Source organism: Amycolatopsis sp. NPDC003865 (assembly GCF_053605345.1).
In genome coordinates, this window is record NZ_JBSGJA010000008.1 from 371601 (window position 1) to 386412 (window position 14812).

Consider the following 14812-nt stretch of genomic DNA (forward strand, 5'->3'; position numbering starts at 1 on the left):
GAACCGCGCACACCCCGGACGGCGTCTCCGCACGACGCCAACGGCCACGCCTCTCACACCGAGCTCGCAGCTCGGCAACCCGACATCGACGCCGAGCGCAGCGTCGCTCTACCGGTGGTCGGTGTGCTCGGCCATGGCGGTGCGCAGGTTATCGGGTGCCGGGGCGCCGGTTTCGGCGAAGAGGGCCAGGGCCCGGTCCTGGACCGGCCGGGCGGCGGGATCGCCGAGGGCGTGCAGGGCTCGGCCGCACACGGCCAGGGCGCGGGCTTCGCCCAGGCGGTGGCCGGTGTGGCCGTGGTTGGTCAGTGCCTCGCGGGCGTGGGTGAGCGCCCTCGAATGTTCGCCCTCGGCGGCGGCGATCTCGGCGAGTTCGGTCAGGGCCTGTCCTTCCACGACCCGGAATCCGCTGCGCCGGGCCAGGTCGAGCGCTTGGGCGGCCGGTGCGCGGGCCTCGGTGTGGCGGTGCTGTGCGCGCAGGACGGCGGCGAGACCGAGCAGAGTGTCGGCCTGGACCCGGGTGTAGCCCGACTGCCGGGCCAGCAGCACCGCGTGGTGCTGGAGGTCGGCCGCCCGCTCGTCCTGCCCCAGCCCGTGGTGGGCTGCGGCGAGTCCGTTGACGATGGTGGCACGGACCGAGAGCCGTCCGGTGGCGTCGATGAGTTCGTCGGCGCGTTCCCCGAGTTCCAGTGCGACGTGGTGGTTCCCGAGGTCGCGCTGGATCATCGCGATGGTCGCCAGGGTCATCGCGTGGCCGACCCGTGATCCTGCCGGGGCCTCGGCCGTCAGTGCCCGTTCGAGGACTTCCAGGCCTTCCCGCAGCAGGCCCATCTCCCAACGGACCACGCCGAGGGCCTGGCGTGGCAGCGTCGGGGGTTCCCGGCGCCATTCGAACCGCGGGTTCTTCCGCAGCGCCAGTTCCAGCAGGCCGGCTGCCTCGGCCAGCCTGCCCATGTCCCGGTAGACCTTGCCGATGGCGGCCAGGACGGTCGACTCGGCGGGAGTGTCACGGTGCGTACGGGTGATGCGCAGCATGACGGTGTAGTGCCGCAGGGCCTCGTCCAGCCGCCCGGTGCTCCAGCTCCACATGCCCAGGCCACCGTGTGCCCAGCCCTCGCCGATGGGCCAGCCCGCCTCCCGGCTCAGCTCCAGCGACCGGGCGTAGTGGTCTCGCGCGTCCTGGTACCGGGCCATGTCCCAGGACGCCATGCCGAGGGCCGTGTGCATGGCGGCCTGACCGCGTCGGTCGCCTTCCGCGGCGGCGGCGTCCAGGGCGGTGCGCGCGGCGGCCTGCCACACGGACCGGGGCAGGCAGAACCAGAAGTACCGGTACATCGCGTCGGTGAGGTGCCAGGAGAACGCACGGCAGTCGTGGCGTGCGGCGTATTCGATGGCGGCGAGCAGGTTCGCGCGCTCGCCCTCCAGCCGTTCCAGGCCGTGCGGCCCGGTCGCCTCCCGATCGTGGGGCGTGGGATCGTCCACCGCGGCGGCGTCGGCCGTTCGCCCGTCCGTGGCCGGTTCGGACGACGCTTCGGCCGGGTCGCCGAGTTCCGGCGGCAGATCCGGGAACAACCACGGTCCTGCCGCGGCCCGGGCCGTGCGCAGGTACCACGCGGCCAGGCGGTGGAACGCTTCCGCGCGCTCGGCCGGCGTCTCCTCGTGCCTGGCCCGTTCGCGGGCGTACTCGTGCAGCAGGTCGTGGAACCGGTAGCGGCCGGGGAGATGGTTCTCGACCAGATGGGCGGTGGCCAGGGTTTCCAGCAGCAGCCTGGCCCGCGGTGGCGCCACCCCCAGCAGCGCGGCCGCGGCGGGGGAGGTGAAGTCCGGGCCGGGGATCAGGCTCAGCCGGCGGAACAGCTGCCGCGCCCCATCGTCCAGCGCCCGGTAGGACAGGGCGAACGCGGAGCGCGGCGCGCAGGAGGGGTCGTCGTCGAGCTCCAGGGCGGCCAGCCGGTCCCCTGCCGCGAGCTCGGCCACGAGGTCGGCGATGCGGCGGCCGGGGCTGAGCAGGACGCAGGCCGCGGCCACCCTCAGTGCCAACGGCAGGCATCCGCACAGGAGGACCAGTTCCGCGACCGCGTCGGGTTCGGCGGCGACCCGCTCCCGGCCGAGGAGCGCCGTCAGCAGCGCATCGGCTTCACCGGGATCGAGGACGTCCACGGTCAAGGGGACCGCCCCGTCGCGGGCGACGAGGCCGCCCAGGCGGTTCCGGCTGGTGACGAGGGTGTGACAGGACGGGCTGCCGGGCAGCAAGGGGCGGACCTGCTCGGCGGAGACCGCGTTGTCCAGCACCACCAGCAGCCGCTGATCGGCCACGCGGGAACGGTAGGCGCGCGTCAGCCCGTCCAGGTCCGCGGGGATCTCCGTGGGTGCAACGCCGAGACCGCGCAGCAGGTGGCCCAGCGCGGTCTGCGGGAGCATCGGTGCCCGGTGGTGGTCGAAGCCACGCAGATCCACGAACAACTGGCCGTCCGGGAAGCGCTCGCGCACCCGGTGAGCCCAGTGCACGGCCAGGGCGGTCTTGCCGACGCCGGCGCTGCCGCCGATCGCGGAGATCACCACGGCCGGGGCGGGCTGTCCACGACCCTCCGGCGGCACGAGGGCGTCCAGGGCGGCGAGTTCGGCCGTTCGGCCGCTGAAGGCGGTGACGGCGTGCGGCAGCTCGGCGGGGACGGACGGGACGCTGGCCGGACCGGGGATTCGGCGCGTAGCGGCCGGGGCCCCGTCCGCCCGCAGTTCGGCGGGACGCCGCCCGCGTTGCCGGAATGCGTGTTCCACGACGGTGTAGCGAGGCCGCCAGTACTGGTCCAGACCCGTGTGCAGAGACAGCTCCGCCGTCCGTCCGTGGGCGTGCGCGTAGCGCTGGAAGCCGTCGAGCAGTCCCCGCACCACGTCCCAGTCCGGCAGCCGCCGGACGTCGCCGCTGAGGATGGCGCCCACCTGGGTCTTGCCCAGCCCCACCTGCGGGCCGAGGACGCGCAGGCTCGGCCCGCCCGCCTGGGTCCACAGCAAGCGCAGATCACGGCACAACTCCTTGAGGAGTACGCCGGACATGTCCGCCTCCGCCACGCGCCTTCCCCCTCTTGCTCTCCTGTGGCGCGGACGCCGCCCGCGCCCGGGCATCGCACAGAGCAATCACACAGAGCATGCGCCGGAACGTGCCGAGGATAACGGAATCGAGAACGCCACATCCCTCATTCGTCCCTGCGGAAAGCCGCGACCTGCCACCCCCGCGGACGTCCGGCTGTCCGGTGGTGTCCGGCCTGCCGGACACCACCGGACCCGTGGCCGGCCGAGACCCGTGCCCCGCCCGCCGCTGTCCGGTCCCGGCGCTTCCCGGCCGTTGCCTCTCCGATGATCGGCGCGTTCCCTCTCCCCCGTCCCGCACGGGCACACCGCCGACGCATCACCTACGCCCTCAAGAAAGTTCTGTTCTTCGACGAGGAGACACGATGACCGATCACCATGCGGGGCCCAGGACCGGCACGCATCGCTTGATGCGCTGGAGATCCCGGGCCGCGGCCGGGGCGGTACTGGCCGTCCTGGTCTCGGCACTCACCGCGGGCACGTCGGCGGCCCAGGCCGCCGACACGGGCTGCCCGCCCGGACTGAACTGGGTCCAGTACAGCTGGCCCGAATGGAATCTGAGCTACTGGGCGGCGGATGAGTACGTGGTGAACTCGTCACAGCCCACGTTCCTGGTCGCCGAGGAGCGCTCGGTCGTCAATGGCACGGACACCGTGGCCACGGCCACCTTCACCTCCTCGGTGTCCAAGACCTACAGCCTCTCCGTGACCGTCGGCGTCAGCTACGCCTTGTTGCAGAAGCTGACCACCACAGTCAGCGCGAACATCACGACGAGCACGACGACCACGACCGGTGTCTCGGCCAGCGCAGCCGTGCCCGCGCACGGCCGGGTGATCGGCCAGTACGGCGTCGAGGCGTACAACGTGAACTACAACGTGAACACCTACGAATCCTGGAGCTCCACCCCGGGCGAGAACTGCTACCGCACAAGTTCTGCGCAGGGCACGACCGTCGCACCCACGGTGTACACCGGATGGCGAGTACTGCCCGGCTGACCAGCCTGGATTTCGCGCGAGCGTGCGACCGATCCAGCCGGCCGGCCCTCCACGGGGAGGGCCGGCCGGACCAGGTCGGCAAGCCTGGCGACCGCGGAAGCACTGCTGGTGGGCAGCCCGGAACGGATGCCGCTACCGGGATTGAACCGAAGAAGGCGCCGGGTGATCGTTCCGCGTCGCCCGGTCTCGCAGGAGCGCGGCGGCCCGCACGGACCAGTCGTGGTGTTCCTGCTCGAACCGCCGGCCGCGCAAGCACGTCAGGTAGGGCCCGACCGGAGATCCGTGGCGCAGGTAGGTCTCCTCGTCGAGATCGCCGCGGAACCGCCGCAGGATCTTGTCGAGGATCTCCACCTTGGCCGCGGCTGCCGCGGCTCGTTGCTCCAGGTGCGCGATCACCGGTGCCGCGTCGACGTGGTCGACGGCTTGGACCTTGACCAGCAGGTCGTCGCGGATGAACGACGGCTTGCTCGCGGCGGCGGCGAAGTCCGCCAGCTCGGCGAGGCCGGCGTCGGTGACCGTGAACAGCCGCTTGGTGGGACGCGTCTGCTGGACCACCTCCCGGCCAGTGATCAATCCGTCGTTCTCGAGCTTGGACAGCTCCAGGTAGAGCTGTTGCGGCCGGGCGTACCAGAAGTTGGCGACGCCCACGTCGAACGCCTTGGCCAGTTCGTAGCCGCTGTACTCGCCGGACAGCAGCGCCGCGAGCACAGCATGCCGCAGACTCACCGGCGCATCTCCTCGTCGTCGACACCGGGGCAAGCCCCATCATAACCATGGTTATGATTAGTCAACATTATGACTAGGAGGACGGCGTGACAGTCAGCGGCAAGTACCTGCGCTACGTCGCCTTGGGTGACAGCCAAACCGAAGGCGTCGGTGACGGTGACGACATCGTGGGCCTCCGGGGATGGGCCGACCGGCTCGCCGAGCACCTCTCCATCGACAACCCCGATCTCCAGTACGCCAACCTCGCCGTCCGTGGCCGCCGCGCGGGCGAAGTCCGGTCAGAGCAACTGAAACCGGCGCTGGCACTGCGTCCCGACCTGGCCACCGTCGTCGCCGGAGTCAACGACCTGCTCCGGCTCCGGGTCGAGACCGCCACGGTGGCCGAGCACCTGGAAGCGATGTTCGCCGCGCTCACCGGCACCGGAGCCCGCGTGGCGACGCTGACCTTTCCCGACATCACCAGGATCATCCCCCTCGCCCGACCGGTCCGCTCCCGCATCCTCGACCTCAACGACCGGATCCGCGCCGCGGCCGCCCGGCACGGCGTCGCCGTCGCCGAAATCGCTCTCCACCCCTCCGTCGCCGACCGCCGCTTCTGGAGCGAGGACCGGTTGCACTGCAGCCCCCTGGGACATCAGCTGATCGCCGACGCCGTCGCGCACGCCCTGCAGCTGCCGGGCAGCAACGATTCCTGGAACGAACCCCCGCCACCGTTGCCCATCCCAGCGTCAACGCAAGGGCGCGCCACCGCGGAACTGCGGTGGGCAGCCACCTTTCTCCGACCGTGGCTCGCCAGGCGCCTGCGCGGCCAGTCCTCCGGGGACCAGCGCACAGCCAAACACCCTCGGCTCCACCGCATCGAGGAACTCGGGTGACCGAGACCGGTTCGCGAGCGCGGCCGGCACCTCCGGCGAGGACTTCCGCTCGTTCACCGCCACCAGCCTGGGCGGCACGTGGACCCCGCAGGCCGCCACCGGAAGCAATCCCTTCACGGGCAAGGCCACCAGCGGCACCACCTGGCCCAAGGACGTCAGCCACGGCGACGGCTCGGCGCACGGATGCCCACAGCCACCCCCTCGAAGACGAAACCGCTCCGCCTGCCGCGGCGAACTCACAGGGCATGGTAGGCGGTTTCGCCGAGCGTCCGCCCGCACACAGCTTCCCGACCCCGCACGAACGTCCGCTCATGCCGATGACCGGACGATAGGCTGGTTCGGTGCACTCGGAAACGCGGCGCCGGTACGCCTCGTCCTTCGGCGCGGCGGCGACCGCCTACGCCGAGCACCGCCCGGACTACGCCTCGGACGCGGTCCGCTGGGCGCTGGAAGCCGCGACCGGCCCGCGTGTCCTGGATCTCGGGGCCGGTACCGGCAAACTGACCAGCACGCTGATCGCCCTGGGCGCCGACGTCACCGCCGTCGAACCCGACCCGGCGATGCTGGCCGAGCTGCGCCGCGCGCTGCCGGGTGTCGACGCCTTGCCCGGCAGTGCCGAGGCGATCCCCTTACCGGACGCGTCGGTCGATGCCGTCCTGGCCGGAAACGCTTTGCATTGGTTCGACATGGCCGTGGCGGGGCCGGAGATGGCACGAGTTCTCAGCCCTGGCGGCGTCCTGGCCGGCCTGTGGAACGTCTTGGACGACCGGGTGGCTTGGGTCGCCGGACTCGAGCGGATCAGCGGCAGCGCGGCCATCGGCCCGCGCGACACCTTCGGCAACTGGCGCGCCGCGACCGCCGGCTTGCACCTTCCCGGCGTCGGCCTGGCCGCTCGATTCGGCTCAGCCGAACAGGCCGAGTTCCCGCACGGGCAGATTCGCACCGCCGACAACTTGGTCGCGACAATCGCGACGCGGGCGGGCGTGCTGGTCATGCCGGACCAGGAACGAGAAGCCACCCTCGGCCGAATCCGTGCTTTCCTAGCGAGCAGACCGGAAACCACCAGCGGCAAGTTCCCCCTCCCGATGTTGACGGGCGTGCTGCGCGTCCAGCGGTTGTGACAAATCTTGACGCCGGGTTCCGTCGGGGCCGGCCCGCAGGGCCAGCGCGGCGAAGGCGAGGTCCTGCAGGGCGATGCCGACCGAGTTGAACAACGTGATCTGCTCGCTTTCGGTCCGGCCCGGCGTCAGCCCGGCCAGCACCGCGCCGAGCTCGTGCCGGAAATCGTCTTCGGTGGTCGTGCCGTCCTGCACCGACAACACGGCTTCACCCGACTTCTGCAGCTGGACGGCGGCGCTGTCGGCGAAGACGGTCGCGCGGGCCATTCCGGCGGAGTCGATCTCGCGGTGGTCGGGCCGGGGTGGCGCGCCGACCGCGTTGACGTGCAGCCCCGGCCGGAACCACGCGCCCTCGACGATGGGGACGCGTGACGGTGTCAGGGTGCAGAGCACGTCGGCCGCTTCGACCACCCGGAGTGGGTGCGGGGCGGTGGTCACGTCGAGGGCCGGGACGCCGTCGGCGTGTTCCCGGCGCCGCAGTGCGCGGCGGAACTCGGCGACGCGGGCGGCCGAACGAGACCAGACGACGACTTCCCCGATCGCCCGGACCGCGCGGATCGCGGCGACGTGCTCGACGGCGAGCGGTCCGGCGCCGACGAGGCCGAGGACCCGGGAGTCGGTGCGGGCCAACGCGTCCGTGGCGACGGCGCTGGCGGCGGCCGTCCGCATCCGGGTGCACGTCCCGCCGTTCAGGACGGCCAGCCGGGTGCCGGTCCGGGAGTCCAGCACGAGCAAGGTGGACTGCTGGGCCGGGCCGCCGGAGTTGCCGGGCGCGTCGGTGAGGACCTTGACGACGGTCAGCCCGAGGCGGTGGGAGGTCGCCACCATCGGCAGCACGATGGTGGCGCCCGCCGTGGGGGTGATCGCCGGGACCGGCTGGTCGGCCCGTCCGAGGGCGAGGTCGATGTGCGCGGTCCGGACGGCGTCGATCAGGTCGCCGAGGTCGACGAGTTCGGCCAGGGCGTCGTCGCGGAGCACGACGCTCACCGGTAGGCCTTCATGAAGCTGTCGTCGGCCAGTTCGTCGTAGGCGGGGATCCTCGTGAGCATGGCGCTTTCGGCGAGCATCCGCATCCACCGGTCGCTGCCCGCCGGGTCGATCGCGACGGTCTCCCAGACCGCGCTCGCGGTCATCTGGCGGGTGGCCTCGCGCAGGATCCCGAGGTCCTTGCCCGGCCAGCGCGCCTCGAGGATCCCGTCGATCGTCGCCGCCGGGGTCGCGGGAAGGCGCGTCATCGCCGCGTCGATGCAGCCGACGAAGCGGGTGAACCGGTCGCGCAGCTCCTCGACGCGGTCGGTGCGGCAGTAGTAGACGCTGTTGGGCATGATCCCGCCCTCGTCGAGGTTGCGGAACACGATCCGCCCTTGACCGGTGGCTTCGAGCTCGAGCGCCGAGACGAGGTCCAGGATGATCGCGTCGCCGAGTCCGGCGCCGAACAGCTCGACCAGCATCGGTGTCGAGAGGTCCCGGACGAAGGTGACGTCGCCGGGGTCGGCGCCCGCCTCCCGGATCAGCCCGGCGGTGACCGCGTAGGGGGCGCTGCCCCCGATGCCGGGCGCGAGGACGACCTTTCCCGCGAGGTCGCCCAGGGTGAAGGTGTCCAGGGCGCCGCGGTGCACGATCGCTTTCGGCGCCTGGTGGTTGAGCTGGCAGACCACGGTCAACGCGCGGGTGCTGCCGGCGTACATGCCGGGCACCCAGAGTCCGCCGAGCGCGAGGTCGGCGTCGCCGGCGGCGAGGTCGTCCAGGACTCCGGTCCACGGGTCGCAGGCGCGGGAGGTCACCGACAGGCCCGCGTCGCGGAAGAGGCCGGTCGTGTCGGCGAGGTACTCGGGCAGGTAGTTGAGACCGTTGGCGGTCGCGGAGATGCGCAGGGTGTCCAAGGGGTCCTCCGTTTCGTGGTCAGGCGTCTTCGTTGATCTGTTCCAGCGTCCGGGCGCGGGTCTCGGGAGCGAACCGTGAGGCCAGGACGAGCAGGGCGTACATGGCCGCGGCCATGCCGAACACTCCGGCGAGGCCGAACGCGCCGAAGAGGGCGACGGCGAGGAACGGCATGACCGCGCCGGCGATGTTGCCGATGCCGTTGACGATCGAGGTGCCGGTCGCGCGGATCGACGTCGGGTACAGCTCCGGCGACCAGACGGCGAGCGTCGTGTTGGTGATCATCGTGAAGAACTGGAAGAGAGCGCCGAGGACGAGGATCGGGGCCGTCGAGTCCCCGAAGGCCGCGAACGCGGCCGCGGTGGCACACCCGAGCGCGCCCGCGCCACCCACCACGCCGCGCCTGCCGACCCGGCCGGCCAGCCACGCCGCGGCGCAGGCGCCGAGCAGCGAGCCGACGTTCATGATCATGGTGAACAGCAGACTGTCCGAAATGGAGTAACCACGCTCCACGAGCAGGGTCGGCATCAGGAAGTTGAGCGTGACCTGCGCGCCGAAGGCCATCCAGGACGCGGCGCCGATCGAGAGCGTGCGGGGCAGGACAGCGCGGGCGAACACGGCCGCCGGGGAGGACTTGAGCTGACGCGCGGGGATGTCCGCCGCGGTCAGCGGCCCGCCGGCCGCCGTCGTCGACGAGGGTTTGAGGGAGCCCGACGCCAGAATGGCGAGCGACCGGTTGGCGTCCTCGACGCGGCCCTGGGAGAGCAGGAAGCGAGGGGTTTCCGGGAGGCGGCGCCGGTAGAGGATGACCAGCAGCGCCGGGAGCGCGAGGAACAGGAACGTCCAGCGCCACACGAGGTGGTCACCGCCGAGTGCCGGGGCGAGCGGGCCGAGGAGCAGGAAGAACAGCCCGTAGGACAGGAAGTTGCCGACGCCGCCGGAGCCGATGTTGAGCGTCGCGACCAGTGCGCCGCGGTGGCGGGTGGCGACCATCTCGGCGAGCATCGCGATGCCGATGGTGAACTCACCGCCCAGCCCGATGCCGACGACGAAGCGGCTGGCCAGCAGCATGTCGTAGTTCACGGCGAGGGCACTGAGCAGCCCACCGAGCGTGTAGAGCAGCAGGTTCAGCGACAGCGATGTGCGGCGGCCGTACCGGTCGGCGAGCCACCCGCCGGCGAGCCTGCCCACGAGCCCGCCGAGCACGGTGGCGGTGTTGATCGCGGTCAGCTGGGTGTCGGTGATCGCCAGCGCGGCCTTGAGGTTCGCGCCCATCGCGCCGACGGAGTTCTGCTCGAGGGTGTCGAAGAACATCCCGGCGAGGATGAGCATGAGCACCCAGAACTGGGCGCGGGTGAAGCCGATGCGGTCGAGGTGGCGGGCGAGGGTGCCGGAGGCGGTGCGCTCCGGGGTGTGGGCCGAGGTCATGGGCTGGGCTCCCATCGGGAGAGACGACCAAGCAACGAACCCCTGTTTTGTATACGAGAAGTGTTGCTTCGACGTTACAGCGCATGCCAAACGCGTGAACACGCTGGCCGATGTGGATCTTTTGTATACGAATCAGAGTGCTGAGGCAGACTGCCGCCGGTAGATGAGCTCGTCCTTCAGGATGTGCTCGCCCATCAGGTAGCCCGCCTGCACCGGGGAGCCGCCGAGGATCGCGGTGGCGATCGCGGCGTGGTCGGCCCACGAGGTGTCGATGCGGTCCTCGATCTCGAGCTCGAAACCCCACGAGATCCGGCGCAGCAGCTCGTCGAGCATGCGGGCGAGCTCGGTGTTCCCCGACGCGCGGGCGACCACCTCGTGGAACTCCATGATCAGCGGCGGCAGGTCGGCCACGGCGCCGTCTTCGCCGGCCCGGCGACCGCGGGCCACGACCGCCCGCAGAGCGTCACCCTGATCACCCCCGTGCGCCTCGGCCGCGAGCGAGGCGGCGAGGACCTCCAGGCCGCGCCGGATCTGCATCAGCTCGACGACGTCGTGCTGCGAGCGGGCGGAGACGGTCGCGCCCTTGTACTTCTCTGTGGTGACGAAGCCTTCGCTCTCCAGCTGCAGCAGGGCCTCCCGGATGGGCACCCGGGAGACCCCGAAGCGGGTGGCGATGGCCTCTTCCTTCAGGCGCGTCCCGGCAGGGATCGTGCCGGCGATGATCTCCGCACGCAGCACCGTCACGACCGAATTCGACTTGGCGACCACGATGCGAGGATATGGCAACCGCCCCGTGCGCGGCCGAGCAGCACGGCCGCGCCATACCTCCGACTGTATGCGGCTGCGTCCGACCGTGGACGCGCTCTCATGCCGCGATCAGCGTGGTTGCCGGGTAGGTGGGTAGGGTGCCCGCATGGAGTTCGCGGTCGCCGAGGACGAAGTGTGGCTGTCCGCGTTCGGCGTTCTTCCGCAGGTCGAGGAGGCGACGGGCGACGACGAGGTGCGGGAGGTTCGAATCCCGGTATCCGAGACCGAGGAACTCCACATCACCTGGGACCTGACCGACCGGAGCGTGCGCGTCCGGTACAAGCGGGCGTCGGATGTCATCGTCGATGTCTTCCGCGAACATGCGACTCTTCTCACCGTCGAGGACCACGAAACCGGACCCGTCGTCGCCTTGGAATACCACGCACAAGGTTGTCACGGCCGGTCGATCGTGCAAACCAGACCGATCTTCACTCTGAAGGACACATTTCTACGAACGTAACGGGTGCTTCCGCGCGCTGGTTGATGATCTGGAACGTTGGTGACGCGCTCTTCGCCGCTGATCGCGCTCTCATGCCGACGAGCCGGGTTGCGGACGATCATTCCGTTCGCGGCGGGAGGCCGGCGAAGATTCTCAGCCCGCGCTGGCGTTCTCTTCGATAGATTTCGGGAATGCCTCAATTCGCTGACGTCGACGCGCGGCGGGAGCAAGAAAGGGGCGTACCGGATCCACCTCGAGGGAACCCGCACAACCAGCGTGATCGTCTACAACTGGGCCGAAACCGAAAATTTCTGGCCTGGAGAGCGAGCGACCGACCCGGCCGACCCGTTCGCGCCTGCCTCCGGCCTGGTCCCGTTCTTGGCCGCGCAGCGCAGCTTGGACGAACTCGGAGTCCGAATTCCACGGATCCACCTGGTGGACGACAGCCGGCGCCGCTGTCCGGCGGACGTCGCGGTGGTCGAGGACGTCCCCGGCGGCACGCTCGAAGTGATGCACCGGCACCGGAGCCGGCACTACGGCAGGATCGACCTGCTGAACCGGAGCGGATCGGTGCCCGAGGTCCCCTGCCAGCGGCGGGTTCTCGAGCGCGCGCTTCGGGACCTCGAGGAGGCGGCGGAGCACCACGGGCGCATCGCGGCAGCCGGCCGCGCGTTGCGCGACCGGCTGCAGGAATTGGCCGGCCTGGTCCGTCCTCGCGCGGAGTACGGGCTGATCCACGGAGAACTCGGACCCGACCACGTCCTGATCGAAGCCGGCGGGCACCCCGTGCTGATCGACATCGAGGGCCTGATGTACTTCGACGTCGAGTGGGAGCACGTCTTCCTGCGGCTCCGCTTCGGCACGCACTACACCACGCTGGTCCGGCCCGGCCTCGATCACCGTCGGCTCGACTTCTACATGCTCGCGATGCGGCTGTCGCTCGTAGCCGGTCCTCTGCGTCTCCTCGACGGGGACTTCCCCGATCGTGCTTCCATGCACGCGATCGCCGAACACAATGCGGATGCGGCGCTGGCGCTGCTGCCTCCGGGGTAGTGCTCGGTCGCGCGGATCAGCTACACCCAGGGTTGCCCTGTGGTGAGAGCGAAGGCGGATAGGCGGAACCTGCCGGGCGCTCGGTGCGCGCCCGGCAGGCCGAGCGGGTTCAGCAGGGCTTGATCGCGCTGACGATCAGCCAGTTCACGCCGCTGGTGTAAGCTGACTTCGCGGCCGGCAGCGAGCGGCTGCGGCCGTCGGTGTAGTACTGGATCGGCACTGTGCCCTGCGTCTGGTTGTTGTCCCACGAGCCCGTTGAGGCCCACGGAACGTTGTAGCGCTGGCAGTGGAACATGTCGATGGTCGTGCCGCGGAAGAACTCGTCGTGGAAGGCGCAGAAGTGCAGGTACGCCGCCCCGCCGGTGGTGCAGGCGGCGACCAGGCGGGCACCGCCTGCCAAGGGCAGGTCGCGCGGGGCCGCCTCACCAGGCAGCGCGATCCGCACGGTGCCTGCCCCGTCCAAGTCGATCACGTTCGGCCCCACCCGTTTCCCGCCCAAGGCAGCCAGGTAGATGGCGCTTTCCCGGTCGAGATAGGCAGCCTGTGCGGCCGACAGACCGGCAGCACGGGACTGCGCGCGGAAGTCGGCTCCCCCTGTCGGCGAACTCGACGCGGCGCCCGCGGGAATCGCCGGCGAAATCGCGGCAACGGCCGACAGAAGCATCATCACCAGTCCGCGTGCCAGGATTTTCGTCTTCATCATCGAGGTTCCCTCCCTGTTCAGTGGCGGTGTTCTCATCCATGGTGCGAGCCGCGCCCGGAGCCGCCCTTACGTATCCGTGCAGAGTCCTTCCGCGTGAACGCACTGTCGCGGACGTGGGTGCACCGTACGAGCGCGGAGATGCGGAAACCACCGAAGTTTCGCGCGCTGCGTGCGGTTTCCGGCTGCCTCGCGGTTTTGGCTGTCACGTAACACCCAGGTGTTCGATAATGCGTTCCTGCGACCGCACGACGACGACCAACCCGGGGGAAACAATGGAGCTGATCAGTACTGCGGAGGCGCCGGAGGGTGAACGCTTCAGCTACTGGCACGAGGTGAATGCGAAGCTGTGGGCACCATACGACCTTCGCTGTGATCCACAACGGGAAAGGGCGTTCCAGGCACAGGTGAGTGTCAGCGAATTCGGTTCGGTGCAGGCGACCCTGATGACCACGATGCCGCACTCGGTGCGCCGCACGTCCAAGCTCATCCGTCAAGGGGATCCGGACGTGTTCAAGCTGGGCTGCTTCGTGCGCGGCGGTGCCATGATCCGGCAGGAAGGCCGATGTGCGAAGTACGGAGTCGGGGATCTGAAGCTGTACGACACCTCACGGCCCTTCGACGGCGAGTTCACCCCGGACGTTCCGGAGAGCCAGTTGCTGCTGCTGCGCTTCCCGCGTTCGCTGCTTCCGTTGCCGGCCAGAGATCTGCGGCAGCTGGTCACTGCCCGCATCCCGGGATCCGCAGGAGTCGGCGCCCTGGCTTCCCAGTTCCTGCTGCACCTGGCACACCATTTGCACGAGCTCACCCCGGCTGACGCCGCGCGGCTGTCGACCCTGACAGTCGATGTACTGATGGCAGCGCTGGCCCACGCGCTGGATGCCGAGAGCAACGTGCCGTCCCAAACCCGGCGGCGAGCACTGGTGGCCGGCATCCACGCCTTCATCCAGGCGAACTTGGGCGACGCGTACCTGACTCCGGACACGATCGCCGCCGCACACCACATCTCGGTGCGTTACCTCCACCACCTCTTCCACCAGGACGGGCACACCGTCGTCGGCTGGATCCGTCGCCGTCGCCTCGAGCAGTGCTGCCGGGACCTCGCCGAGCCTCGGCTCAGCTCGCGTCCGATCAGTGCGGTTGCCAGTCGGTGGGGGTTCGGCAGCCCGACGCATTTCAGCCAGATCTTCCGCGGCGCTTACGGTCTCTCGCCGAGCGATTACCGCCGGCAATGCACGGCAGAAAACGTCGAGCGTTGACGACGTAGCCGCTCTCCGTTCGGGCCGCCGTCGACACAATGTATCCGGGGACGCGGTGCGCCCAGGCCCCAGGCGGGCACCCCCGATTCGTCGGGCGGAAGCACGGTCAGCCAGTACTCGTAACCTACAGCGGAAGCAGGTGGCGGGGATACTTGAGGCGCGCCCTCTTGCCGGGTCCCGACCTCGATGCCCGGCATCGGGGTCAGGGCCGCAGCCCGCATCTCTCTTCGCGTGCTCCGCCCTGGCCGGCATCTGCGCACCCACCTGCTCCAGCGCCCGCATCGCTCATCCGCGTCCCGCCGAGGCTCCGCCGGCTCCCGCCTCGAGCGCGCTGCCTCCTCCTCGGCCGTCCCTAGAGCCTGTTTCGATGTGCTGACCAGCGGAGCTTCTGGCTGGCGTTGTGGGTGCGGCGTGTCTTGGATCAAATAGACGAGGTCTCCGGTAGAC

General features: G+C 70.2%; 13 protein-coding genes and 1 pseudogene. 7 read left to right on the forward strand and 7 right to left on the reverse strand.

What is annotated here, in order from left to right:
• Positions 1-108: 108 nt before the first annotated feature.
• Positions 109-3051 (reverse strand): ATP-binding protein, encoded by a 2943-nt coding sequence (locus ACWEVP_RS21545; protein ID WP_452064342.1) that lies wholly within the window; start codon positions 3049-3051, stop codon positions 109-111.
• Between the two features lie 443 nt (positions 3052-3494).
• Here ACWEVP_RS21545 and ACWEVP_RS21550 point away from each other — a divergent pair, with 443 nt between their 5' ends.
• A complete protein-coding gene (locus ACWEVP_RS21550; protein ID WP_452064343.1) occupies positions 3495-4079 on the forward strand; it encodes a hypothetical protein in 585 nt (194 codons plus the stop codon).
• A 132-nt stretch (positions 4080-4211) separates the two neighbouring features.
• Here ACWEVP_RS21550 and ACWEVP_RS21555 read toward each other — a convergent pair whose 3' ends face one another.
• Complete coding sequence (locus ACWEVP_RS21555) at positions 4212-4805, reverse strand: PadR family transcriptional regulator (protein ID WP_452064344.1); 594 nt, start codon at positions 4803-4805, stop codon at positions 4212-4214.
• Positions 4806-4891: 86 nt separating this feature from the next.
• Here ACWEVP_RS21555 and ACWEVP_RS21560 point away from each other — a divergent pair, with 86 nt between their 5' ends.
• The 3 genes and pseudogenes from ACWEVP_RS21560 (at position 4892) to ACWEVP_RS21570 (ending at position 6801) form a co-directional block, all read left to right on the forward strand.
• Positions 4892-5680, forward strand: a complete 789-nt coding sequence (locus ACWEVP_RS21560; RefSeq protein ID WP_452064345.1) for an SGNH/GDSL hydrolase family protein — start codon at positions 4892-4894, stop codon at positions 5678-5680.
• Positions 5681-5699: 19 nt separating this feature from the next.
• Positions 5700-5849, forward strand: a pseudogene (locus tag ACWEVP_RS21565) (non-reducing end alpha-L-arabinofuranosidase family hydrolase); the annotation flags it as partial.
• A gap of 172 nt (positions 5850-6021) precedes the next feature.
• The gene (locus tag ACWEVP_RS21570; protein WP_452064346.1) at positions 6022-6801 is read left to right on the forward strand and encodes a methyltransferase domain-containing protein; all 780 of its coding nucleotides are present in this window, start codon (positions 6022-6024) and stop codon (positions 6799-6801) included.
• On the opposite strand, the gene ACWEVP_RS21575 is transcribed toward ACWEVP_RS21570, so the two are convergent.
• The 4 genes from ACWEVP_RS21575 to ACWEVP_RS21590 form a co-directional block, all read right to left on the reverse strand.
• Positions 6721-7785 (reverse strand): ornithine cyclodeaminase family protein, encoded by a 1065-nt coding sequence (locus ACWEVP_RS21575; protein WP_452064347.1) that lies wholly within the window; start codon positions 7783-7785, stop codon positions 6721-6723. The genes ACWEVP_RS21570 and ACWEVP_RS21575 overlap by 81 nt on opposite strands.
• Positions 7782-8681 (reverse strand): ABC transporter substrate-binding protein, encoded by a 900-nt coding sequence (locus tag ACWEVP_RS21580; RefSeq protein WP_452064348.1) that lies wholly within the window; start codon positions 8679-8681, stop codon positions 7782-7784. The genes ACWEVP_RS21575 and ACWEVP_RS21580 overlap by 4 nt, the downstream gene beginning before the upstream one ends.
• A gap of 19 nt (positions 8682-8700) precedes the next feature.
• On the reverse strand, positions 8701-10107 hold the full coding sequence (locus tag ACWEVP_RS21585; protein WP_452064349.1) for an MFS transporter: 1407 nt from the start codon (positions 10105-10107) through the stop codon (positions 8701-8703).
• A 132-nt stretch (positions 10108-10239) separates the two neighbouring features.
• Positions 10240-10875 carry a GntR family transcriptional regulator gene (locus tag ACWEVP_RS21590; protein WP_452064350.1) on the reverse strand — a complete coding sequence of 212 codons (636 nt, stop codon included), beginning with the start codon at positions 10873-10875 and terminating at the stop codon, positions 10240-10242.
• A gap of 145 nt (positions 10876-11020) precedes the next feature.
• On the opposite strand from ACWEVP_RS21590, the gene ACWEVP_RS21595 reads away from it, so the two are divergent.
• Both ACWEVP_RS21595 and ACWEVP_RS21600 read left to right on the forward strand, forming a co-directional pair.
• On the forward strand, positions 11021-11374 hold the full coding sequence (locus ACWEVP_RS21595) for a hypothetical protein (protein WP_452064351.1): 354 nt from the start codon (positions 11021-11023) through the stop codon (positions 11372-11374).
• Between the two features lie 87 nt (positions 11375-11461).
• Positions 11462-12406 (forward strand): phosphotransferase, encoded by a 945-nt coding sequence (locus ACWEVP_RS21600; protein ID WP_452064352.1) that lies wholly within the window; start codon positions 11462-11464, stop codon positions 12404-12406.
• A 109-nt stretch (positions 12407-12515) separates the two neighbouring features.
• On the opposite strand, the gene ACWEVP_RS21605 is transcribed toward ACWEVP_RS21600, so the two are convergent.
• On the reverse strand, positions 12516-13109 hold the full coding sequence (locus ACWEVP_RS21605) for a hypothetical protein (protein ID WP_452064353.1): 594 nt from the start codon (positions 13107-13109) through the stop codon (positions 12516-12518).
• Between the two features lie 272 nt (positions 13110-13381).
• Here ACWEVP_RS21605 and ACWEVP_RS21610 point away from each other — a divergent pair, with 272 nt between their 5' ends.
• Positions 13382-14365 (forward strand): AraC-like ligand-binding domain-containing protein, encoded by a 984-nt coding sequence (locus tag ACWEVP_RS21610; protein WP_452064354.1) that lies wholly within the window; start codon positions 13382-13384, stop codon positions 14363-14365.
• Positions 14366-14812 lie beyond the last annotated feature (447 nt).